This window comes from Salinicoccus sesuvii (assembly GCF_042648145.1).
GTDB lineage: Bacteria > Bacillota > Bacilli > Staphylococcales > Salinicoccaceae > Salinicoccus > Salinicoccus sesuvii.
The window spans coordinates 276500-300321 of sequence record NZ_JBHRWV010000002.1 but is presented as its reverse complement, the minus strand read 5'-3'; the positions used below and the strand labels follow the sequence as shown (position 1 = coordinate 300321).

General features: G+C 43.9%; 17 protein-coding genes. 6 read left to right on the top strand and 11 right to left on the bottom strand.

Going from position 1 to position 23822, the window contains the following annotated elements; genetic code table 11:
* Nucleotides 1–35: 35 nt before the first annotated feature.
* Nucleotides 36–1841, bottom strand: a complete 1806-nt coding sequence (pepF, locus tag ACFOJ8_RS04170) for an oligoendopeptidase F (protein ID WP_380653698.1) — start codon at nucleotides 1839–1841, stop codon at nucleotides 36–38.
* Between the two features lie 156 nt (nucleotides 1842–1997).
* On the opposite strand from pepF, the gene ACFOJ8_RS04165 reads away from it, so the two are divergent.
* Nucleotides 1998–2333, top strand: coding sequence for a hypothetical protein (locus ACFOJ8_RS04165; protein ID WP_380653695.1), 336 nt, complete (start codon nucleotides 1998–2000; stop codon nucleotides 2331–2333).
* A 457-nt stretch (nucleotides 2334–2790) separates the two neighbouring features.
* Here ACFOJ8_RS04165 and ACFOJ8_RS04160 read toward each other — a convergent pair whose 3' ends face one another.
* Entirely contained in the window at nucleotides 2791–3351 is a 561-nt protein-coding gene (locus ACFOJ8_RS04160; RefSeq protein ID WP_380653693.1) for a recombinase family protein, read from the bottom strand.
* A 267-nt stretch (nucleotides 3352–3618) separates the two neighbouring features.
* Between ACFOJ8_RS04160 and ACFOJ8_RS04155 the strand changes: the two genes are divergently transcribed.
* Nucleotides 3619–5367 carry a solute:sodium symporter family transporter gene (locus ACFOJ8_RS04155; RefSeq protein WP_380653691.1) on the top strand — a complete coding sequence of 583 codons (1749 nt, stop codon included), beginning with the start codon at nucleotides 3619–3621 and terminating at the stop codon, nucleotides 5365–5367.
* Nucleotides 5368–5393: 26 nt separating this feature from the next.
* Here the strand turns inward: ACFOJ8_RS04155 and ACFOJ8_RS04150 are convergent, their stop codons facing one another.
* The 4 genes from ACFOJ8_RS04150 to ACFOJ8_RS04135 form a co-directional block, all read right to left on the bottom strand.
* Nucleotides 5394–6638, bottom strand: coding sequence for a peptidoglycan bridge formation glycyltransferase FemA/FemB family protein (locus tag ACFOJ8_RS04150; RefSeq protein WP_380653688.1), 1245 nt, complete (start codon nucleotides 6636–6638; stop codon nucleotides 5394–5396).
* Between the two features lie 26 nt (nucleotides 6639–6664).
* On the bottom strand, nucleotides 6665–7939 hold the full coding sequence (locus ACFOJ8_RS04145; RefSeq protein ID WP_380653685.1) for an aminoacyltransferase: 1275 nt from the start codon (nucleotides 7937–7939) through the stop codon (nucleotides 6665–6667).
* 7 nt (nucleotides 7940–7946) lie between these two features.
* The gene (locus ACFOJ8_RS04140; RefSeq protein ID WP_380653682.1) at nucleotides 7947–9206 is read right to left on the bottom strand and encodes an aminoacyltransferase; all 1260 of its coding nucleotides are present in this window, start codon (nucleotides 9204–9206) and stop codon (nucleotides 7947–7949) included.
* Between the two features lie 242 nt (nucleotides 9207–9448).
* Nucleotides 9449–10711, bottom strand: a complete 1263-nt coding sequence (locus ACFOJ8_RS04135; RefSeq protein WP_380653679.1) for a Y-family DNA polymerase — start codon at nucleotides 10709–10711, stop codon at nucleotides 9449–9451.
* A 143-nt stretch (nucleotides 10712–10854) separates the two neighbouring features.
* On the opposite strand from ACFOJ8_RS04135, the gene ACFOJ8_RS04130 reads away from it, so the two are divergent.
* The gene (locus ACFOJ8_RS04130) at nucleotides 10855–11844 is read left to right on the top strand and encodes a cation diffusion facilitator family transporter (protein ID WP_380653676.1); all 990 of its coding nucleotides are present in this window, start codon (nucleotides 10855–10857) and stop codon (nucleotides 11842–11844) included.
* A 37-nt stretch (nucleotides 11845–11881) separates the two neighbouring features.
* Here ACFOJ8_RS04130 and ACFOJ8_RS04125 read toward each other — a convergent pair whose 3' ends face one another.
* A complete protein-coding gene (locus ACFOJ8_RS04125; protein WP_380653673.1) occupies nucleotides 11882–12898 on the bottom strand; it encodes an LCP family protein in 1017 nt (338 codons plus the stop codon).
* Between the two features lie 153 nt (nucleotides 12899–13051).
* Here ACFOJ8_RS04125 and ACFOJ8_RS04120 point away from each other — a divergent pair, with 153 nt between their 5' ends.
* Nucleotides 13052–14011, top strand: coding sequence for a DUF1002 domain-containing protein (locus ACFOJ8_RS04120; protein ID WP_380653671.1), 960 nt, complete (start codon nucleotides 13052–13054; stop codon nucleotides 14009–14011).
* A 36-nt stretch (nucleotides 14012–14047) separates the two neighbouring features.
* On the opposite strand, the gene ACFOJ8_RS04115 is transcribed toward ACFOJ8_RS04120, so the two are convergent.
* The 3 genes from ACFOJ8_RS04115 to parE form a co-directional block, all read right to left on the bottom strand.
* Nucleotides 14048–15511, bottom strand: coding sequence for an alanine/glycine:cation symporter family protein (locus ACFOJ8_RS04115; protein ID WP_380653669.1), 1464 nt, complete (start codon nucleotides 15509–15511; stop codon nucleotides 14048–14050).
* Between the two features lie 61 nt (nucleotides 15512–15572).
* The gene (parC, locus tag ACFOJ8_RS04110) at nucleotides 15573–17999 is read right to left on the bottom strand and encodes a DNA topoisomerase IV subunit A (RefSeq protein ID WP_380653666.1); all 2427 of its coding nucleotides are present in this window, start codon (nucleotides 17997–17999) and stop codon (nucleotides 15573–15575) included.
* Complete coding sequence (parE, locus tag ACFOJ8_RS04105) at nucleotides 17992–19974, bottom strand: DNA topoisomerase IV subunit B (RefSeq protein WP_380653664.1); 1983 nt, start codon at nucleotides 19972–19974, stop codon at nucleotides 17992–17994. Before parE ends, parC begins: the two co-directional genes overlap by 8 nt.
* Before the next feature lie 200 nt (nucleotides 19975–20174).
* Between parE and plsY the strand changes: the two genes are divergently transcribed.
* Entirely contained in the window at nucleotides 20175–20759 is a 585-nt protein-coding gene (gene plsY, locus ACFOJ8_RS04100) for a glycerol-3-phosphate 1-O-acyltransferase PlsY (protein ID WP_380653661.1), read from the top strand.
* A 17-nt stretch (nucleotides 20760–20776) separates the two neighbouring features.
* Entirely contained in the window at nucleotides 20777–21055 is a 279-nt protein-coding gene (locus tag ACFOJ8_RS04095; protein WP_380653659.1) for a HesB/YadR/YfhF family protein, read from the top strand.
* A 47-nt stretch (nucleotides 21056–21102) separates the two neighbouring features.
* Here ACFOJ8_RS04095 and acnA read toward each other — a convergent pair whose 3' ends face one another.
* The gene (gene acnA, locus ACFOJ8_RS04090) at nucleotides 21103–23808 is read right to left on the bottom strand and encodes an aconitate hydratase AcnA (RefSeq protein WP_380653656.1); all 2706 of its coding nucleotides are present in this window, start codon (nucleotides 23806–23808) and stop codon (nucleotides 21103–21105) included.
* Nucleotides 23809–23822: the final 14 nt, after the last annotated feature.

Below are 23822 nucleotides of genomic sequence, written 5' to 3'. Positions count from 1 at the left end.
AATAAAACCCAGCCACTAATGGCTGGGTTTTATTCTTATCCTTCTATTTCTTCTGTTAATTTCTCCAGTTGATCGACCAATTCACCGATATAATCGATTGTGTCACGCAGTGGTTGCTCGGTAGTAATATCAACGCCACCCATACGTGCCAGTTCTACAGGATCTTTTGTGCCACCTGCATTTAGAACCTTGAGCCAGTCATCGACTGCAGCTTGTCCTTCGTTCATTACTCTTTTGCTCATTGCTGTTGCAATGGTCAGTCCGGCGGAGTACGTATATGGATAAAGTCCCATATAGTAATGCGGCTGTCTCATCCATGTCAGCTCTGCACCTTCAGTGATTGAAACATCATCTCCCCAGAACTGCTCGATTACTTCGCGCTTGAGCTGATTCAAAACAGGCGCGGAGACGCTCTCATTCTGATCTACTTTTTTATACACTTCACGTTGATAGGCAGCTTCAAGCAAGTGTGTTACACAGTTGTGATAGTATGTTCTGGAAATGATTGAGCTGATAACCCAACGCTTGAATTTAGGATCATCTGAATTCTCAAGCAGGTGGTTCGCCATAAGCATTTCATTCATTGTACTTGGTGCTTCGACAAAGTACATGGAACTTCTTGAATCGAATACATTTTGGGAACGATTGGCATTATAAAAGTGGCCGGCATGGCCAAGTTCATGGGCCAGAACAAATACTTCAGTCATAAGTGATGTCCAAGAAATTAATATGAATGGGTGAGATCCGTATGGACTGGAGCAGAATGCACCAGTAGACTTACCTTTATTTTTCACAAAATCGATCCAACGTTCATCATAGGCGCGATTGACCATGTTGATATAGTCATCTCCCATGATTGCGAGTGCATCATTAATGTATTTTCTAGATTCCTCGATGCTGATTTCAGGCTCTGATGATGGATCGAGGGAAATTTTAAGGTCTTCATACTTCATTTCATCGAGGCCGTGCACACGCTTTAGTAATTTGGCATATCTTCTCATATGCGGGGCAAGATCGCTCATAATCATATCGATCTGACGATTATAGAGCGACTGGTCGACGTCCTGACGGTGGAGCAGGTAGTCAAACACTGAATCGAATCCACGGAGATCTGCTGTCGTCTTTTCCTGTTTAAGCTGAAGATCGTATGTTGCAGCTGTTGTGTGTTGGTATTGACCAAGCTTATCACTGAACGCACGGAACGCGTTACGTCTGATTTCTGCATTTTCATGACCTTCCAATTCACCTTCAAAAGCCAAGTATGAGAGAGGGATTTCTTCTCCATTAGCACTGAAAGTACCGAAATCGATATCGAGCAGTTTAGTTTTTTGATAAAGACTGTATGGACCTTCGAATACAGTAGAGTAGGAGGCAAGCGCCTTTTCTACATTAGCGTCTAACTGATATGGCTTGTGCTTCAGTAGTTCGTCCACAAAACTCTCGAACTCAGATGACTCGCTCTTGATATCTTCGAGGAAAGACGCATCCTTCTGAAGCAGTTCGCTTGTTAGAAAACTCGTTTCGCTGCTGTAGTATGTACCGATATTGCTTGCAAGACCGCTAAGCCGCTGTGCCGAAGCATCTCCCTGATCAGAAGCCATTCTAAGGTTGGCATATGCACCAATCGGCACGAGAGATTCGGTCAGATCCTTGTAATACTCAATCGCTTCAATTGCAGTTTTTGCGTCCGATAGACTACCTGAATATTTTTCGCTAAATGCTTTTATTTCTGGTCTAACGTTCTCTACGGCTGATTCGAACGCCTCATCAGAAACAAAAAGATCAGAAAGATCCCACGTATACTTTTCTTCAACTTCATTTCTTGATTTTAACTGTTCCATTGTTATTGACACTCCTTTAATTTCGGAAACCGAAGTAATGATTTCATTATACAGGAAAATTCAAAAAATTAAAATCATTACTATATAAAAGCATTAAGTTTCAAACCAGTGAAAATCGAGAATATTACTTATATTAAATCCTTTGGAGGTGAAAGTATGATACAAAATCCAAGTTTCTATGTTTTCAGCATACTTGCTGTCATTCTTTTAACTGCAATTGCAGGACTTGCTTTGAGAAGATATATCATTGTTCCAGTCGTTGTTTTAATAATTATGGGGTTAGCTGCATTCATCATACCGAACTTCGTTGAAAATACGAACTGGGAACCATTAATGGGTTATGCGTTATTCCTCGGTATATTATCGTTTATCGTCAGCGTACTCACGTGGGTGTACGTTAGAGGTAGAAGAAGGAAAAGAGAGATTGCATCAGAACCTGCGACAAAAGCAGAGTTGAATGATCCAGATACAGCACATAATAATAAAACATGATTAAAAGGACAGCTGCCTGAGGGTGGCTGTTTTTTATTGATATATAAATGAAACACGTACATATGATATTAGCTAAACATGTATATTATATATAGACAGGAGAATTGAGATTAAATAGTGCTTAGAGATATCAATCATGAGAATCAAAATTGAATCACTTGAATGCTATAATAAATTGATACCAGCAGTCGAGATTCCGAGCCATATCATGAAGAGCGACAATTTACTCATAGTGTAATAGTTAATAGACAATGTTTGTAGACAGAAGGATAAAAAGGGTGCTCTCTTTCTCTATATACATAACTTCCTATAATATATATTATGTAAACTTTATAATAAATAATTATTCGGGAAGTAAAATTACTCTTTATACGACAAAAAAATACCTGGTTTGGATTGTCTCCATAACCAGGTATTTCAATATTTATTCTTTGTTATCTATGTTAACATTTAGATATCATTCTTCTTTTGATTCATTTACAACTTTATATACTGTCGCTCTAGATACGCCAACCATATCTGCAATTTGTTTTCCGGTATATTTCTGTGTATCATACAATGACTGTATCATCGCTTTTTTATCGTCTGCAACTCCAGGTCTGCCACCGTTTCTGCCACGTGCACGCGCTGATTCAAGCCCTTTTTTTGTACGTTCGCTAAGCAAGCTTGCTTCAAGTTCTGCAAATGCCGACATCATTGTAAAAAACATTTTACCCATTGGATCTTTGGTTGTCACATTCATATTGATGATTTCTAGATCAATACCACGCTTTTCCAGTGCTGTAGACAGCTCGATAAGCTGTTTTGTCGTACGTCCCAGGCGGTCCAGCTTGGTAATCACCATTGTGTCGCCCTCTCGCATATAGTCTAGACATTTCTCAAGCTCCGTGCGTTCAGCCTTTCTACCACTTACTTTTTCTGAAAAAATCTTGATACAGCCAGCTTCTTCGAGCATATCCATTTGACTTTCAAGGTTTTGACCTTTGGTACTTACTCGCGCATATCCTATTTTACTCATTTTTACACCTTTCCCTCTTAATGTATTTTAAACGGTGTATAGTAAGTATAATCATACAGTGAATAAAAAACAAGTAAATAAACATTATTTATTAACCTTTTTATAGTTATTGTTCACTTTTAGTTAATGTATGTAAAACCCTCGTTAAATAGACAGTTGAAATGAATCCGATTTTAGGATAATTTTTACACTTTGTGTTTAATAATCTATAATTAGTACATATATAGTATAAATGATAATTTCATATTTATTCATGGAGCTGATAAAATGACTTTCACTATTATTACATGCATCCTTTTTATGGCATTTGTCGCATGGTATTCCTATTACAAGACGAGAAATACTGTCGGCGACAGTGACGGTTACTTTCTCGCCGGTCGTGGTCTTACCGGAGGGTTCATTGCTGGATCCCTCGTTCTTACAAATCTTTCTGCAGAACAGCTAGTAGGCTTAAATGGCCAGGCTTACAGCGCAAACATGTCGAATATGGCATGGGAAGTGACGGCGGGAATATCGGTTATTATTCTTGCGCTCGTACTTCTACCGAGATACATAGGCGGTGCCTTCACAACGTTACCCGGATTTGTAAACAGTAGATTCGACGAAGGCACCCGTATGATGGTCACTCTCCTGTTCATGATGGGATATACTTTCGTTACAATTCCTTCTGTACTTTATTCAGGCGCTATTGCCGTACTCCAGCTCTTCGATGTACCAGAACTTCTTGGATTGTCTCTTGAGCAGTCCATGTGGATTGTCATTTGGATAGTAGGCATTATTGGTGCCTGCTATGCAATTTTCGGTGGACTACGTGCTGTTGCCATATCGGACACTTTAAATGGTATTGGACTTTTAGCTATCGGTCTCCTTGTTCCGATTATCGGCTTCTACGCACTCGGTAACGGTAATATCTTCGAAGGAATGAAGACAATCGCAACGGAAAATCCTGAGAAGCTCAATTCAATTGGTTCAAGCGAAGATTCCGTCCCTTTTGGCACAATATTCACAGGTATGATTTTTGCCAACTTGTTCTATTGGGGAACTAATCAGTATGTTATCCAGCGGACACTTGGAGCTAAAAGTTTAGCTGAAGGTCAAAAAGGAACACTTTTCACCGGCTTTCTTAAGATGCTTGTCCCATTCATGATGATGATTCCAGGAATTATCGCTTTTCATCTGTATGGATCAGATCTTCAAAATATGGACCTTGCCTACCCGGCTTTGATTAATGAACTGCTGCCGCCTATTTTAAGTGGATTTTTCCTTGCTGTACTTCTTGGGGCAGTGCTTTCCAGTTTCAACTCACTGCTCAACAGTGCAGCAACCATGTTTGCATACGACATCTATAAAGTTAAATTCAAAAAGAATGCATCAGACAGAGAAATGATCACAATCAGTAAATGGTTTGGTACACTTCTGGCACTGACTTCCTTCTTTATCGCCCCTCTGCTGCTCCGTGCACCGGATGGTCTATGGAATATCATCAGAGAGTTCACCGGATTTTTCAATATCCCGGTCATCGCAATCATACTTGTCGGTATCTTCTCTAAAAAGGTGCCGCCAATTGGTCCAAAAGTCGCCATCATTGTCCATGTTGTTCTATACTACATGCTGATATGGGGGTTGCCGACCTTCTTTGGAATCGAGTTCAACATTAGCTTTATCCATATCCAAGGTATGCTCTTTGTACTCGCTGTTGTGATCATGATAGTATCTGGAATCGTCAGGCCGTTAGCGAGACCACATGATTTCACATACAATCCTAAGGTGGATATGGTGCCGTGGAAGTTTGCGCTGCCGGTTACAACGATACTCGTTGGCGCCATGGTATTCTGTTTTGTACTATTTTCCAATATCGGACTTGCCTATCAGGACGGTGTTGTTTCCGGGTGGTTCTGGCCGATCATTCTTGGACTAGTCGTTGTAACTGCCATATTCTATTTCATTTCCTACAAGATTTGGAATAAAAAATACGGTACACTACTAGAGAACACCTACAACAAAAAGGAGCTATAGCAATTTGCTATAGCTCCTTTTTTCATCTAAACTTTATTCATTTTCTGGGCTAGCTTGTACACCGGTTTGTTGAATATTTTTTCAAATGTCCCCGGCAATTCCTCTATCAATGGATCATAGCCCTTTTTGAACTTATAGACCCCGTAGTCCTTTGATGCTTCCGTGAAGTCTCCAGTCAGTCCAAAGAAATTAAAACGTCCGACTCCCAATTTCTTAGCTTCCTTGATCATATGCCATGTTGTGTAGTTGGTACCCATGAACATGGAATGCTCAGGATAGCTGCCACTGAAAAGATAGACCATTTCATGGGTGTTGTAGTAATACATACCAGCGGAGAGTTCTATGACATTTCCATACTCAGCTTGGACGCCACGGATTTTCTCGAGACGCTTTTCTTTATTAGCTACCAGATCCTTCAACTCATTCAGTCTGCCCTTCATGCGCTTCGTTCCTTGCCCACTATCAAGCTTACTCTGCATCTCCTTCTGATCGGAGACGAGTGTCTCGAGTTCTTCGCTGAGCTTCGCCAAATATTCTTCTAAATCGATATAGCTCAGTGTCAGATAAGTACGGTCTTTCAAAGTTCGAAGAAGGGTCTTGATTTTCTGACTGCTCACAGGATCAAAACCGATGCGCTCTTCGGTATCTTTATAGATCTCTATGAATTTATCATATTCATCTTCTTCCAGATACCTCACCCTGATGCACATCTGCTCACTCGCTCGTGTATTGTAGCGGGTTTTTTGATCCATACTTTTTATAAGTGCATCTTCATCCCTACTGATATCGAGCACAGCTTGATATCTCAGCATCTCACTAGTCACCAGTTGCTTTGTAAATCCATTGTGGCTATACCCAAGGCTGCTGTATACTTCCATGATCTCAGGGTTGTTCAATTCGCTATCGATTGCTTCGCCGTCGCTATTGCGCATCTGATAAATCTGGTAAGGAGAATGGACCATTTTGATCGCACCCTGCTTTTTTGCGTACGCATCAATCTCTTTTAGGAAAAACTTCAGTCTTTCATTCGAGAACGGCTGGATCAACGGTCCGGCATGAGACGTGAAAATTCTGTACCGCTTCAGTACAGAACGGCCACTAATCATAGAAACTCCGATAAGCGCATCCGCTTCATATAATCCAAGGATGTGGGTATCCTGAACCTCTGAAATATAGTCATAATACAGCGAATCATGCATATAGTGAGCATAACTGTCGTACTCGGCCATGAATGCTTTGAAAGTCTCTGGCTGGATGGGTGATGTTCTCATATTTGGGACAACCTTTCCTGTGATGGTCAATTGGATTTTGCAGCTCTCTTCTGCTCAATCTTCCGCTTCACTTTATAAACATTATAAGGCATTTTACTGATGACCTTTACAAAGTCTCCGACTAGCTCCTCGATTTCCGCATTGAAACCACGCTTGAAACGATAGACCCCATAATCTTCGCCGTCTTCTGAGAAATCTCCGCTTACACCGTAGAAGTTGTATCGGCTGATGCCTTTATTCATGCAATACTTCATCATTTCGAAGTGCATCATGTAAGGGCCTACGAACTGAGAAAATGCAGTGGAACTCGCACCAGAATGGTAGACCATTTCATACGGTGTTTCAAAATAGATACCAGAAGCAAGATTCAGTACATTGCCTTCATTCTTGCGCAGTTCACTTGCTTGCATACGGTCTTCGCTCATCTTATCGATCTGTTTATCGAGTTCATTGATCTTGTTAAGCGTCTTCTCATTCTTCGTATCCTTCTCCATCAGCTGGTTGCGTTTAGACTCAGCATTCTCAATGCCATCCGAAAGGTTACTGATGTACTTGTCCAATTCTATATAGGCCAATGGCATAATAATCTTATCGCCATATGCTTTTTTGAGGTTTGAATAGTATTTTTGTGGATCCGGCGGTGTGAAAAAGCTTTGCCGCTCGCTCGTATCCAAGTACAGTTTGAGGAATATATCAATCTCATCGAGTTCAAGAAACCTGATCTGAACCCCATATTTCTCGGCTTTCTTTATATTCCGCTTCCTCTGGGAATCAAAGGATTTCAGCAGACTGTTTTCGTTGTACCCTGAAAGATCCAGCACACTCATCCAGCGCGCCTGTGATGTTCTTGAGTATCCGCGTGTGAACCCCTGGTGCGCATAACCTTCCGCTTCCATTATTTCAATCAGCGCATCCTGCTCAGGATAATCCGTTTTCGGGTTAACGTCCTTATCGTATTTTTGGTAGATCCAGTTCGGGTCCAGCTTGACATAAAGTCCGTTGTTCTTCTTCAAGTACTGCGTAAGCCCCTGGAGAAAGAAACGGACGAGTTCATGGTTATGGTAGTCAAGAACCGGCCCGCGGTTCGAATAGTAGAAATACTTGCCCATCACGGTCTTCTTCAAGGTGAAAAGGCACGCAGCGACTACAGTCCCCGCCTCGTCCTTGACACCAAGGAGTCGCACCTTATCCTTGTCCATCTCGCGATTCCTTTTATTTTCTATCATCTGGAAGAAGGCGGACTCCTCACCTTTTTCGATATAGTTTTTATATTGACTCTCTGTCAGCTCAACAAATTTCATCTATCCGCTACCTCCCTATCTTATCCCTTAATTTCGTCAGCGTCTTGTAGGCGTTGTATGCGGGTCCATTGACCGGTTTAGTAAAGTCACCAGCATATTCGAACACTTTAGCATTGAAGCCGCGCTTGAACTGGATGACGCCATAGTCCTCCGCTTCCTCGGAGAAGTTGCCACTGATGCCATAGAAGTTATACAGATCGATCCCCTTCTCCAGTGCATAGTTGATCATATGCCATTGGATCAAGTAGCTACCTGCAAAGTGTCTGAAATCATTATCGCTTCCTCCTGCCAGGTACACGACCTCGTGTGGCGTGATGAAGTAATAGGCGCTGGCGATTGGCAGTTCTTCACCATGCGTTTCTCTTAGTGCCTCTCCTTCAGCAAGCTTATCTTCTATATTCTTTAACTGATCTTTGAAGTTACCGATTTTTTTTGCTGCTTTCTGATTATCTGGATCCTTTTCGAGATCTTTGTTGGTCTTCTCGATGTTCTTAACCAGTGCATCCCTATCCTTTGCGATGGATGCGGTGTATTCATCCAGATTGACATACACAAGTGGAATGATGACATTATCGCCAAAATGCTCTTTGCGACTGATATAGTAGGCATCATCACGATCAACGAATGCTTTCTTCTCCGACGTATCCCGCATGAATTTCCTAAATACATCAATCTCATCAAGCTCCAGATAACGGATGTGGAGTCCATGCTTTTGAGCTTTTTTGATGTTCCGCTTCCTCAGGCTATCCATGTCATCGAGTAGCGTCTTCGGATCTTTGCCTTCGAGTTCAAGAACCGAATGCCACCGGATTTGCAGAACCGGATCAAATCCTGTAGTGAAACCATCGTGTTTGAAGCCTTGATCTTTGAAGTGGTCGAAGATATACCCATTGTCTCGGTCATTGAGGACCTCGCCATCATGATCTCTTTCCTTAATGACTTCATAGGGATCAATTCTGACGTGCATGACTTTCTTCGGTTTCAAAAATGCATGCAGACCTTCAAAAAACACATCGAACACCTGTTTATCAGCGTAATCCATCACGGGACCGCGGTTGCTGTAGGCGTATTTGAATACTTTCATCATTGGGGTCAATGTTACAAGACACGCAGCCTTGATCGATTCCCCATCCTTCACACCGACGAGATACGTCTCTACTCCTTGAGATTGCTTCAGTAGATAATTCTCTTTGGTCTGGGTGAAGTGACTGAAGTGAGTTCTGGTAAACTGGTCGAATTCCTCTATGGTCAACTCTGTAAATTGCATAATGGCACTCCTGTCAACTAATTTTCATACTTTGATTATATTATCAGATTTGCCGGGTCATCTCCATGATTTTCAAAAGACGTCAGGCAAATTCGCCCTTTGAATGCCTGTTTTGCCCACCCATCCGTCGCTTTAGCTTATAGCCGGTAACTATACATCTATGTATTATACCACTCGGGAGAGCCTATGCGTCACATACGCGAAACAAAGAGCCCCTATCCCTATACCCTTTAGGAGGAGTTTTACCTTTTATGACCAGCAATCAGGCCTTCCCGCAGTTTTAATGTAGACGGTGCCGTACAACTCAATGCCCGCATGACGGAGAGCTGGCCATACTTGACCTTGAGCCGATCGACAGTTTGCAGCAGTCGATCACGGCGTTCTGCTGCCTCTACGTCATCAAAAAGTGAAATCTGTCTGATGTGCGCCGGGATAAAATTCGTCAGTGAAATACTTATAGTACGGTAATACGCATATGGATCCGCCATAGCGCCAAGCAGCGCCCAGATCCGCTTCATAATAACATCACCGTCGTGTGTGCCGTCGTGGATGGTGAACTGCTTACGGTAGACTTTCCCTTCTGCTGTGCCGAGAGCGAATTGCACAGTTCTTGCCAGCCTTCCAGAAACTCTAAGCCGGTGCGTGACTTCGTCTACATGTTCCAAGATGACAACGTATGTTTCCTCCAATCGATAGTCCCGCATGAGTATCTGACTCTTTACTATAGAGGGGGAATGAGCGATATGCTTCTCTCTGATGGTACTGAAGTCGATGCCGTTCGCATGCAGGTGCCAGTCGATGCCAACGACGCCAAAGTCGCGCTTTAGATGGACGGGGGAATACTTTGCCAAGTCACCTATTGAGAATATGCCCCGTTCATTCAGCTTGATCTCGCTCCGTTTGTTTATCCCCCAAAACTTGCGGAGCGGTTTGATGGGCCACAGTTTCTCCGGTACATCGTGATACCGCCATTCAGCAATACCATCCATTGCGTGTTTTGCTTCAATATCGAGCGAAAGCTTACTGAGTAAAATATTTTCACCGATACCAATCGCGCAATCGATGCCGGTCTCGCGGTAAACTTCAGCCCGGATCCTTTTGGCAAGTGTATACGGACTGTCTTTGAAAATCCGGAAACTATCTGTCACATCCATAAAAAACTCATCTACCGAATATTGATGGAAATCCTGGGGCGCAACGTACCTCAGTGCAATCTCGGTAATGCGTGTAGAGTAGTCGAGATATGTCTTCATAGCAGGGTTGATAATATAGATGTCATTCCGTTGTGGAATTTCAAATAATCTAGACCCGGTTCTAATCCCGAGCTTTTTCAGTTCAGGGGTGGCTGCAAGCACCACGGCACCTGGGCTTTTCGTATCTGCAACAACCGCAAGCTTTGTCGTCATCGGGTCCAACCCCTTCAACATGCAGGACACACTGGCAAAAAAACTCTTCTGATCGATACAGAAAACATGACGATGTGGACAGATATGATAATTGTACATAGTACCCTCCCCTTAAACGGAACATATGTTCGATACCCTTTATATTTATCATATCACAAAATCTTGGAACCGAAACATAAATGATGGTAACATCCGATAATCGGGTATAAAGTGATACAATATTTCAAAGGGAGTGGGTCATATTGAAAGATATTTTCAGTTTGCTCAAACAAGGAAGTAAATCTTCGCTCATTGCATCAATTGTTAACTTCATCATTGCAGGACTTAAAGGCGTGGCATTCCTGCTCACTGCCAATGTGGCGATGTTCGCTGAAATGATGCACTCCATCGGAGATGCCATCAATCAGCTTTTTGTCTACATCGGTTCAAGCCTGTCGAAGAAGGCACCGACAGCACGCTTTCCTTTCGGTTTCGGGAGACTTGTCAACCTCGTCTGTCTATTCGCCATCATCGTCGTCGCAATATTGTCATATGAGACCATACGGGAAGGCATCCATCATATCGTGGCGCCGCTTCCGACCGAGACCGATACGACCATGCTGCTGATTAATATCGGTGTGCTTGCTGGTGCTGCACTTCTTGAGAGCTTTGTTCTGTACAAGGCCGGCAAGGAAGTGCTCCAGCAGGCAGACCAGCCATACGACGGGCTGAAGCCGCTGACAAAGAGTTTCCTTTGTATCAAACGTGCCAAACCGGCAACGAAACTCGTATTCATGGAAGATACTGTGGCTACAGCCGGTGCGCTACTTGCCATCACTGCCATACTGATTGCCCGGTTCACAGGGTTTGGCGCAAGTGAAGGCATCGCATCGGTCATTATCGGCTTGATGATGTTCTACATCGTCTATAAAGTGTTCATGGAAAATGCAGCGGGTGTACTCGGTGAACATGATCCGCATATGGAAGCACGCATTTCCCAGATTGTCCTACGCCATGCGGCGATTAAAGACATCAAAAAGTTGTTTGTTCTAAAGGAAGGAGATAGTCTGCACGTCGAAGTCGTTGCAGAGATCGATCCCGATCTCACGTCGCGGCAAGTAAATGATATACGAAACGAGATCGAAGCGGTGATCATGGAACAAAAGCATGTCACGGATGTGAATATGGAATTTGAACTGGATGACGGCCAGAGAACGTGGCCTGAGACACAAAAAGAAATGGACGAGCGGTAAAAAATAGAAAGGGATGGCCCCCGGGGGCCATCCCTTTCTATTGGTCTGTTGTGGTGTTTTCCGCTTCCGGTTCCAGTGCCTCCGGGTCTTCGAGGTTACCTTCGAGAAAATCATGGACATACTGGCTGTTAGTCTCAAAGTCAAGATCAATGACATTACCTGCATGGGGCACATCAACAAATTGATAGGTGTGCTCGATTGGCAGAGTCAGTGTCTCAATGTTCTTGTCACTTCTCACAAGAAACGACGCCATCATCCTATAAAGTTCCCCGTTACTCATGCTGGTGTTGATGTGACCGACCGCTGTACCTGTAATTTTAGGCAGCTTCAGTACATTGCCGACACTGAGCGCTTCATCTTTTAGTGCATTGATGACCTGCTGCTGGCGTCTTACACGGCCAAAGTCCCCTTCTTCGTCCTGGCGGAAGCGAGCATAATCCAGGAGATCCTTGCCGTTTAGCTGTTGCTCACCTTGTTTTAAGTCAGCATCAATCTTCTCAGACATATCCTTCTCGACATCAATGGTAATACCATTCTTATTGATGACATCAACGACGGATTCAAATGCCTGGTAATCAATCACTGCGTATTCCTCGACCTCTATGCCAAAGTTCTGCTCAATCGTTTGTCTGAGAAGCTCGACACCGCCAAGTGAATAGACAGAATTGATCTTATAGTTCTGGTAGCCCGGGATATCTACATAGATGTCGCGCATGAGTGATACGAGCTTCATCTCCTTATTCATGAAGTCGTACTGGGCAATCATGATTACATCCGTACGCTGGGCACCATCCTCCTCACGGTCGGCACCAAGTAAAAGGATATTCTTTTTGCCATTGTTGTTGTCCTCACTATTGAATTCATAGGTCTCTTGCTCTACCCCATTCTCTTGTGCAATGCCGAGCCCCGACTGATATGAAAAAAATGCATAGAGCGCTAGAACAATAAGACTGACCAACAGAATGATCGGAATGAGTGCACGCTTCCTAATCCGCTTTTTCTTTTTCACCTGATTGTGCTCCGGCCTGTCGGAGCGTCTGTATTCATTATCCATAATCATACTCCTGTCATTTATATACCAAATCATTCTAACGGTTTTTTAGTCATTAATAAAGAAATTATATTACATTTGGCCAGACGCATATACAAAAAATTGTGATACAGCGGTCCGATATAGTAGAATATCCATAAGAAATGAGGGATGAAAATGATCAAAAAACTTCTACCGCTAGCAGTGCTACTTTTGCTGCTTTTACCAAACCCAGAAGCTACAGCGGCGACCGAATGGAATGAAGCCGTTACCGTCTATGGCGCAGCACTGGAAAATGATGCACAGCTTCAAGACGCTACACGCGAGCTACTCGGCACGTCAGATGACGATAAGGTTGCATACGTCTACAGTGAGGATGTTAATCAATACATTGGTATGAACTACAGCAACGATGTCCTGAAGTCGAGCATACGCATCATTCAGGAAGATGAAGGCTATGGCCTTGATATCACCGTGGACGAAAGTATGGGAGAAATCACACAGATCACCGAAGAAACATATAAAAATGCCCTGCTTACTTCAGGTATTACCGATGCCCAGGTGGTCATCGGGGCGGCACAGGATGTAACAGGAGAAAGTGCCCTTGCCGGCATTTACAAGGCCTACGAGGAACAAGGTGAGGCAATAGATACTGAACGGACACAGAATGCCCAAGAAGAACTTGGCACAATCACGGATATCACTGAAGAGAATAGTGCTGTCGAAGGGTTTTCTCAAGAACAGCTCAATAAGATGATTACCGATATTAAAATCGAAGTCATCAATCAGGGTGGCAACTTGTCCGAATCTGAAATCAGAGACATCGTTGATGAACAGATGGCAGCAAATGGTCTCGATGGTATACTCACGCAGGATCAGATCGACAGAATCATCGACTTGATCCGTCAGATTCAGAATTCTGGTCTATTCCAAAGTGAAGAGGCCCAGGCGCTTAAAGATAGTGCACAAAATCTCATTGACCAGATCACTTCGAGCGATTCATTCAAAAATGCTGTCGACCAAGCGGAATCGCTTGGCCAGGAAATTACAGAATCGAATGCTTGGGATACATTCAAGACAGCTGTTTCAAATTTCTTCGACCGTGTGATATCATTCTTTAGATCACTGTTCAACTAAAAAAGGCAGACCCTAGGGTCTGCCTTTTTTAGTGATTTATTTATCTTCGTCTCTGTAAGCGTAGCGGTTATATCCCCATTCCTCTACAGAAGTGAGATCGGCTCTGATGTTATTCGTCTCAAAGACCGGCTTTTGACCGCGTTTCAGCTGCTGCTTATAGTCGGCTGCCACTTGCCAGACGACATTACTCAGACCGAATACGGCCACCAGATTGGTCACGGCCATTAACGCCATGAACAAGTCTGCTGTCGCCCAAGCTGTATCGAGTTCCATAACAGAACCGATGAAGATCATAACGATTACGAGTATCTTGAACGCCAACAGCAAGAAACGGTTTTCTTTAATGTAGTACAGATTGCTCTGCCCGTAGAAGTAGTTCCCAAGAATGGAACTGTAGGCAAAGAGCAGAATGACGATTGCGATGAACGTGGCACCGAATGTACCGATTTGTTCGGTCATTGCTGCTTGCGTTACTTCAATTCCTTGCACGGCATCTGCACCAAAGCTTAGATCCGTATACATGAGAATCAGGATCGCTGTTGCGGTACATACGACCATTGTATCGAAGAAGACACCAAGTGATTGAATCAGTCCCTGCTTAACCGGGTGACTGACTGCTGAGGAAGCTGCAGCATTCGGCGCAGACCCCATACCGGCTTCATTGGAGAAGAGCCCTCTTTGGAAACCGTTTAGTATCGCAGCACCTACTGCACCACCAAATACTTCTCTAATACCAAAGGCATTCGTGAAGATCCTGCTAAGCATCGGTATGATCTGATCATAATTGATGACCAAGATAACGAAAACAACACCAAGATAGATGACGGCCATTACTGGGACAATATAGCCAGTAACATTGGCAATCCATTTTGCTCCACCGAATATCACCAGTCCCGCAAGGGCTGCGACAATAATGCCGATGATCCAACGATCCACATTGAACGCCTGTTCATAGGCATGGGCAATTGTATTTGCCTGTAGTCCATTGAATACAAAACCAAAAGTGATGGTGATCAAAATGGCAAATAGTACACCGAGCCATTTCTGATTCAGACCTTTTTCCATGTAGTAGGCCGGGCCCCCACGAAAACCGCCTTCCGAATCTTTCACTTTATAGACTTGTGCGAGGGTCGATTCAAAGAATGCAGTCGCTGCACCGAAGAATGCCACCACCCACATCCAGAAGATCGCACCGGGACCACCGAGAACAATTGCAGTGGCTACCCCTGCAATGTTACCTGTCCCGACACGAGAAGCTGCGCTGATGGCGAATGCCTGGAACGGAGAGATACCTTTCTTGCCATTTGGCAGAATTTCTCCTTTTTCCGTCAGAACATTGAACATCTCCTTAAACCATCTGAACTGGACGAATTTGGAACTGATCGAAAAATAAAGACCTGCAACAATCAAAAGTCCAATGAGAAAGTCTCCCCAAAGAAGCGTGTTGCCGACATCAACAAATGTTTTAAACCAATCGGGTATGATTCCTTCAAAATCCATATTGCACCTCCTGAGATAAATACCATTATAGCATTGAAGGAAATGCTACGAATGGAAGAAATTAATTTTGCTCACCATAAAGTGCTACATTTTCAAAAACGACACCTTCCACTTCACCGAATGCATTCTCATCGACTACGAAGGAGCCATTGGCATACTTGCCACTGACGCGAATGGATTTGGCATCAAGATCAAAACTCGAACTTGCCGAATACAATGTCATTCCTATGGTGCTTTCGATGAGACGCGCACCGATTATACGGTGGGGTTTCGATTTTATATCCTTAAGCAGCATTTGACCGACCTGTGCCCGTGCACCAGCTTCAAATGTATCGATGGCTGTACGTTTCACTGCTCCACGCTGAGTAACAGTGACAAGAAACTTCTCGTTTGTAACGAGGCCGGAGAACACCAATGCATCATCCGATTTAAGCTGTATCGCTCTGACACCTTGCGCCTTCAGACCAGTGCCATTGACCTCAGATAACGGATATCTAAGGGAGAGCCCTTTTTCTGTAACCAGCAGTACATCGGCTGCTGCATGAGCAAGTTCGACGCCGATTACAACATCATCTTTCTTGAGATTGATGCCTGATATCGGCCGCTTGATCCGGCTTGCTTCATAGGCTTTCAGTTCAGTCTTCTTAATCTGGCCCTGCCTAGTTGTCGTCACGACGGAAATCTCCTCACTATAGCCTTCAATGACAAAAGCCGCTACAGGTATTTCCTTCGCTCCCAGTCTGAAGCGGTTTGAAAGATGCTGGCCATTATCCTTCCAGCGTATATCCGGCAATTCATGAACGGGAATAATCATGTAGTTACCCTGGTTTGTAAAGACAAGCATATGCTCAAGTGTATGTGCTCGGCTGGCGAGCAGTACCTGATCGTCCTCTTTCATCCCGATTTCTTCGGGTGTACTGGCATTATAGCTTCTCTGGCTCGTCCGTTTCACATAGCCTTCTCGAGTTAATGAAACGACTACTTCTTCTTTTGCAATTAACACTTCTTTTTCAAGTTCGATATTCTGTATTTCTTCCTCTACACTGCTTTTGCGTGATGTGGCATACTTTTTCCGTATATCCCTGAGTTCCTTCTTAATTACTTTAAGCAGCTGTTTCTCGTTGGATAGGATCTCACGCAACTGATTAATAGTGTAATCAAGCTCGTTATGCTCAGTTTCAAGTTCAACAATATCCGTGTTCGTCAGACGATACAGCTGGAGCATGACGATGGCTTCAGCTTGGGCTTCTGTAAAACTGAATGATTCAACTAAGTTCTCCTTGGCGTTGCGCTTATTATCAGACTCTCTGATGACACGAATGACTTCATCCAGAATGGATAGAGCCTTCATCAGCCCTTCGATGATGTGCATCCGGCGCTCCGCTTCCGATAGCTCATGATTGGAACGGTTGAGGATGACGGTTTTCTGGTGGTCAATATAGCTTGCCAGTATCTCTTTTAGTCCCAGCTGCTTGGGTGCACGATCACTGATGGCTACCATATTGAAATTGTATGAAACCTGCAGGTCGGTCTTCTTATAGAAGTAGTTGATGATACCATCGACATTTACTTCCTTCTTCACTTCGACGACGATGCGAAGTCCTTCGCGATCGGTCTCATCTCGGACTTCCAGTATGCCATCGACGTTACGATCGGCGCGGATTTCATCCATCTTTTTGACAAGGTTCGCCTTATTCACTTCAAACGGCAACTCTTCAATAACGATCAGAGTTTTGCCACCCCGCGTATCTTCAGTTCGCACCCTACTGCGCACGATGATCTTACCGCGACCGGTCTCATAGGCTTTTTTGATTTGATCGACACCCTGGATAATACCGCCAGTCGGAAAGTCAGGACCTTTTACAACTGACATCAGCTCTTCGACAGTCGTACTCGGTTTATCAATCACCTTCAGTGTGGCATCGATGACCTCACCGAGATTGTGCGGCGGAATATCTGTAGCGTAACCTGCAGAAATACCCGTCGAGCCATTGACCAGCAAGTTCGGGAATTTCGACGGCAGTACTGTCGGCTCCATTTCAGTATCATCGAAGTTGTTAATGAACTGAACTGTACCTTTATTGATATCTCTGAGCATCTCATTTGAGATTTCAGACAATCTCGCTTCTGTGTAACGCATTGCAGCAGGTGGATCCCCATCGACACTACCTTTGTTGCCGTGAATATCAATGAGTCCTTCACGCATCTTCCACTCTTGGGATAGACGCACCATTGCTTCATATACACTGGAATCCCCGTGCGGGTGGTAGTTACCGATAACATTCCCGACTGTTTTGGCACTTTTTCTGAAGCTCTTCTCGTATGTGTTGCCTTCTTTGTACATCGCGTATAGTATACGTCGTTGCACTGGCTTCAAACCATCTCTGACGTCGGGAATAGCCCGATCTTGGATGACATATTTACTATAGCGGCCGAAACGGTCGCCGATGACGTCTTCAAGCTGCATCAGCTGTACTTGTTCAGTCATTCATTTCACCACTTTCTCCTGATTTTGTGACATCGTCCTTACCGAGTATGCTATCGGCTTCCTCGAGTGTGAAGCTGACGTTGGATTCGATCCATTTTCTGCGCATCTGCACATTATCGCCCATCAGTGTTGTCACACGTTTTAGTGACAGTGCCTCGTCTTCCACCTGCACCCGAATCAGTGTCCGTGTTTCAGGATCCATCGTCGTTTCCCACAACTGGTCCGGCATCATCTCACCCAATCCCTTGTAACGCTGCAGATCGATATTTTTACCCATTTCATTTTGTGCCTGTATCAATTCGTCTTCTGTCCACACATATCTCACATCGGCCTTCTTTTTGCCGCGTGACTTCAACTGGAAAAGTGGTGGCATTGCAATATAGATCTTGCCAGCATCAAACAGTGGACGCATATAATTGAAAAAGAATGTCAGGAGTAGCACTTGAATATGTGCACCATCCGTATCAGCATCAGTCATAATGACAATCTTATCGTAGTTTGAATCTTCTACATTGAATTCATTACCGACCCCGGCACCGATGGTATGAATGATGGTATTGATTTCTTCATTTTTGAAAATATCCTCAAACCTTGCCTTCTCCGTGTTGATTACCTTACCGCGCAGTGGCAAAATCGCCTGAAATCTTCTGTCACGCCCTTGCTTCGCCGACCCCCCTGCTGAGTCGCCCTCGACCAGGTACAATTCATTCTTTTTGGAATTGCGGCTCTGAGCAGGTGTCAGTTTGCCGGATAGCAGTGTATCTTTACGACGTTTTTTGCCGTTTCTCGCTTCTTCACGCGCTTTCCTTGCTGTCTCTCTGACGTTCCTTGCTTTGAGTGCTTTTTTGACGAGTTGAGTACTGAGCGGACCGTTTTCTTCAAGAAAATACGGAAGATGCTCGCTCATCAGCGACTCCATAACATTACGCGCTTCACTGGTACCCAGTTTACTCTTTGTCTGCCCCTCGAACTGCAGCAGATTCTCAGGGATCTTTACTGAAATGACTGCCGTCAGACCTTCACGAATATCATTACCTTCAAGATTCTTGTCCTTTTCTTTCAATTCGTTGATCTTACGTGCATACTCGTTGAAAACTCGAGTGAAACCAGTCTTGAAGCCGACTTCATGGGTACCACCGTCCCTCGTACGCACATTATTGACAAAGGAAATCAGTGTCTCAGTATACTGATCGTTATACTGGAAGCTTACTTCCGCCTGAATATCATTATATTCACCGGAGAACATGACAACATCGCCGATCGCATCCTTACCTTCATTGAGGAAATTGATAAAAGCTTTTAGTCCATCGTCATACTTGAAATTTTCTTCAAGTGGTTCTTCCGGACGTTTATCAATAATGGATATTTTTAACCCTTTCTGGAGAAAAGCCGATTCTCGCATACGCTCCATAATAGTCTCGAAGTTGAAGACTGTACCGGATTTGAAAATTTCGCCGTCCGGTCGGAAGGTCACTTCGGTGCCTGTTTCCTTTGTCTTACCCGTCACTTCAAGTGGACGATCAAGTTTACCGCCTTCTTTGAAAGACATTTCATGTATTTTTCCGTCCCGGAAAATCCGGATCTTCACCCATTCACTCAGAGCGTTGACTACGGATGCACCTACACCGTGCAGTCCACCGGAAGTTTTATATCCACCAGCACCGAATTTACCCCCTGCATGCAGCACAGTAAATATCACTTCGGGTGTCGGTTTTCCAGAAGTATGCATACCAACTGGCATGCCCCGTCCATTGTCTCGGACTGTGACGCTTTCGTCCGCATTGATTGTGATACTAATCTCATCCCCATAGCCATTGATGACTTCATCCACCGAGTTGTCGGTAATTTCGTATACCAGATGATGGAGCCCCCTATGATCGGTTGAACCGATGTACATCCCTGGTCTCTTCCTTACGGCATCCAGACCTTCCAGTATTTGAATTGAATCATCATTATAAGTATTCTGTCCTGCCAAATCTGACATCCTCCCACAAACATATGTTCGTTATTTTTATCTCATGTTCTATTTTTATACAAAACCTCGCTTATTGCAACCATTAATCGCTCTGCACAATAATTAGTTTACTATAACTTTATTATGTAAACTAATTATTGTTATACCTTATTCGACGTTTATGGTAAACTGTTAGTACCTGATAATAAAGGAGTTTTAAAATGGAAATGATCATAATACTCCTGGTGTTGAGCTATCTTTTAGGATCCGTGCCTTTTAGTCTGCTTATTGGTAAATGGTTTTATAAAATTGATATACGGCAGCATGGCAGCGGCAACATCGGAACTACCAATACTTTCAGGATTCTTGGGAAGAAGGCGGGTATTGTCGTTCTGATTTGTGACATGCTCAAAGGTGCAATTCCAGTAGTTGCTGCAATGTTATTGGATCCGAACATGCATATTTTCATTCCTGGACTAGTCGCCGCTCTTGGTCATGTATATTCGATCTTCCTAAAGTTCAAAGGTGGAAAAGCCGTTGCAACAAGTGGTGGTGCAGTACTCGCCTATAATCCGATTCTCTTCATCTTGCTACTTTCAGCGTTTCTAGTCACATTAAAGTTCAGTAAGTATGTCTCTCTTTCCAGCATAGTCAGTGCGGTTCTTTTTTTCATATTATCGCTGGTCTTCAGAGATCCCCTGCTCATTGCCTTTTCATTCATAATCGCTGTAGTAATAGTTGTTAGACATATATCTAACATTAGACGTATAATGGACGGTACAGAAAGCAAGATTACTTTCATGTAGCAGAAGGGATGATCAAAATGCTGGAAATTACAGATCGTGCACTCGATTGGATGAAAAAAGAACTGGAACCAAATGAAGACCAAGGCGTGAATATCTATGTAAGATATGGTGGAGAAACGCAACTAAAACAAGGATTTTCCCCAGCAATGACCGTAGAACGCATCCCCTCCGACAGTAAAGTCTACGACTTTGAGGGACTTCAGGTTTTCATCAAAGAATCCGATCTTTGGTATTTTGAAGACACCGAGCTAGTGATAGATTCGGAAAAAGACGAGATTATATTCGATAGCAAATAGCAAACAGCCCACCTCCATTAAAATGGAGATGGGCTGTTTTTAAATTTCTATGATTTAAGCTTCTTTCTGAGAACGAGTTGCAGGATACCACCATTACGGTAGTAGTCTACTTCAACTTCCGAATCAAAGCGTGCTTTGACTTTGAATTCTGTCTTTTCTCCAGCATCATTCGTCGCAACAGCATCCAGAATGTGACCTGGCATAACATTTTCATCAACTTTGATATCAAATGTTTCACTGCCATCGAACCCTAGAGCATCTGCGTCTTCACCATCAACGAACTGCAATGGTAATACACCCATCATGACAAGGTTCGAGCGGTGGATACGCTCATAGCTTGCTGCAATAACTGCTTTGACACCAAGAAGGTTTGTACCCTTGGCAGCCCAGTCACGGCTTGATCCCATGCCGTAGTCGTCACCTGCAAGAACAACGAGACCTGTACCATCCTGCTGGTATTTCATAGCAGCATCATAGATACTCATAACTTCACCAGTCGGCCAGTATGTTGTAAATCCGCCTTCTTTGCCATCTGCAATCTTGTTACGAATGCGGATGTTAGCGAATGTGCCGCGCAGCATGACTTCGTGGTTACCACGTCGTGAACCGTAGGAGTTAAAATCTCTCGGTGATACACCTTGTTCAATTAGCCACTTACCAGCGGGCGTATCTTTACCAATTGCACCGGCTGGAGAGATGTGGTCAGTTGTAACTGAGTCGCCAAACTTACCGAGCACACGCAGTCCATTTAATGATTCGACTGTACCTGCTTCAGCAGACAGGTTCTGGAAGAATGATGGGTTCTGGATATACGTGGAATCCGGATCAAAGTCGTAAAGTGGTGCATCTGTTGTTTCGATATTATTCCAGATTTCATTGGCATCGAATACTTGCTCGTACTCTTTTCTAAAGAGTTCCGGATTGACGTTACCCATAACAGCATCTTTGACTTCCTGGGTAGTTGGCCAAATATCTTTCATGAAGACATCATTGCCTTCTTTGTCTTTACCAAGTGGCTCATTGCGCAGATCGATATCCACTGTACCTGCCAACGCATATGCTACAACAAGCGGTGGAGATGCTAGATAGTTTGCTTTGACAAGCGGGTGGATTCTACCTTCAAAGTTACGGTTACCAGAAAGAACAGAACTTACAAGTAGGTCGCTCTCCGTAATTGCCTCCGTGATTTCAGGTAGTAGTGGACCGGAGTTTCCGATACATGTTGTACAGCCGTAACCGACAAGGTTGAAGCCGAGCTGATCAAGATATTCTTGCAGTCCAGATTCATCTAGGTAACCGGTAACGACTTTCGAACCTGGTGCGAGTGAAGTCTTTACATAAGCCGGTACTTCAAGTCCTTTTTCTACTGCTTTCTTAGCGACAAGACCCGCTCCAAGCATAACGTATGGATTGGACGTGTTGGTACATGATGTAATGGCTGCAATGACAAGGTCACCTGTTTTCATCTCGACTTCTTTTCCGTCATTGAAATTGACTGTCGTCGTCTTATCAAATTCGGATGCGTCAAGCCCATGTCCATGATTACCACTTTCAGCTGTAACGGACTTTCTATATTCTTCTTTCATATCTGAGAGCGTGATCAAATCCTGCGGACGCTTTGGTCCAGCCAAGGATGGTTCTACAGTAGAGAGATCAAGATCAACAACTTCACTGTATACCGGTTCATTTTCTGGGTCGAAATACATGTCGTTTTCTTTGAGGTATGTCTTCACAACATCACAATGCTCAGCACTGCGGCCTGTCAGTTTCATGTATTCGAGTGTTTCATCATCAACAGGGAAGAAACCACATGTTGCACCATACTCAGGCGCCATATTGGCAATTGTCGCACGGTCTGCAAGTGGAAGTTCCGTTACACCCTGACCGAAGAATTCAACAAATTTACCGACAACGCCTTGTTTTCTGAGCAGTTCCGTCACACGAAGTGCGAGATCTGTTGCTGTTGCGCCTTCAGGAAGCGCATTGGTCATACGCACACCGACAACCTTAGGAATTGGGAAATAGGAAGGTTGGCCAAGCATTCCGGCTTCGGCTTCAATACCACCTACACCCCACCCAAGTACGCCAAGACCATTGATCATTGTCGTATGGGAATCCGTTCCAACAAGCGTATCAGGGAATGTAACAAGTGCATCGCCATCTTCTTTTACATGGACCACGTTAGCCAGGTACTCGAGGTTGACTTGGTGCACGATACCTGTTGCCGGTGGTACGGCCTTATAATTGTCGAATGCTTTTGTTGCCCAGTGCAGAAACTCGTAACGCTCTTGGTTTCTTTCGAACTCAAGCTCCATATTCTGTCTAAGTGCATCATCACTTCCGTAGGCATCGACCTGAACAGAGTGATCGATGACGAGATCTACAGGTACTTCAGGGTTAATCTTCTGTACATCTCCCCCTACATCGTCCATTGCTTTCCTTAAAGAAGCTAGATCGACAACTGCTGGAACTCCAGTGAAATCCTGAAGAATAACACGTGATGGTTTGAATGGTACTTCTTTTCCATCGTTATTACCCTGATCCCACGTTGCCAAGGACTCAATATGATCATCATTGATGACCTTACCATCGTACTGGCGCAATACGGATTCGAGAAGAACCCTTACAGAGTATGGCAACTTGTGCGTTTCGGACATGCCACGTTCGGTCAAAGTCTTCAAACTATAGTAGTCATAGTCTTTACCATTCAGATTGAACGACTTTCTGGCCGCTTCACTAACATTCTGACTCATTTAATAGCCCCCTA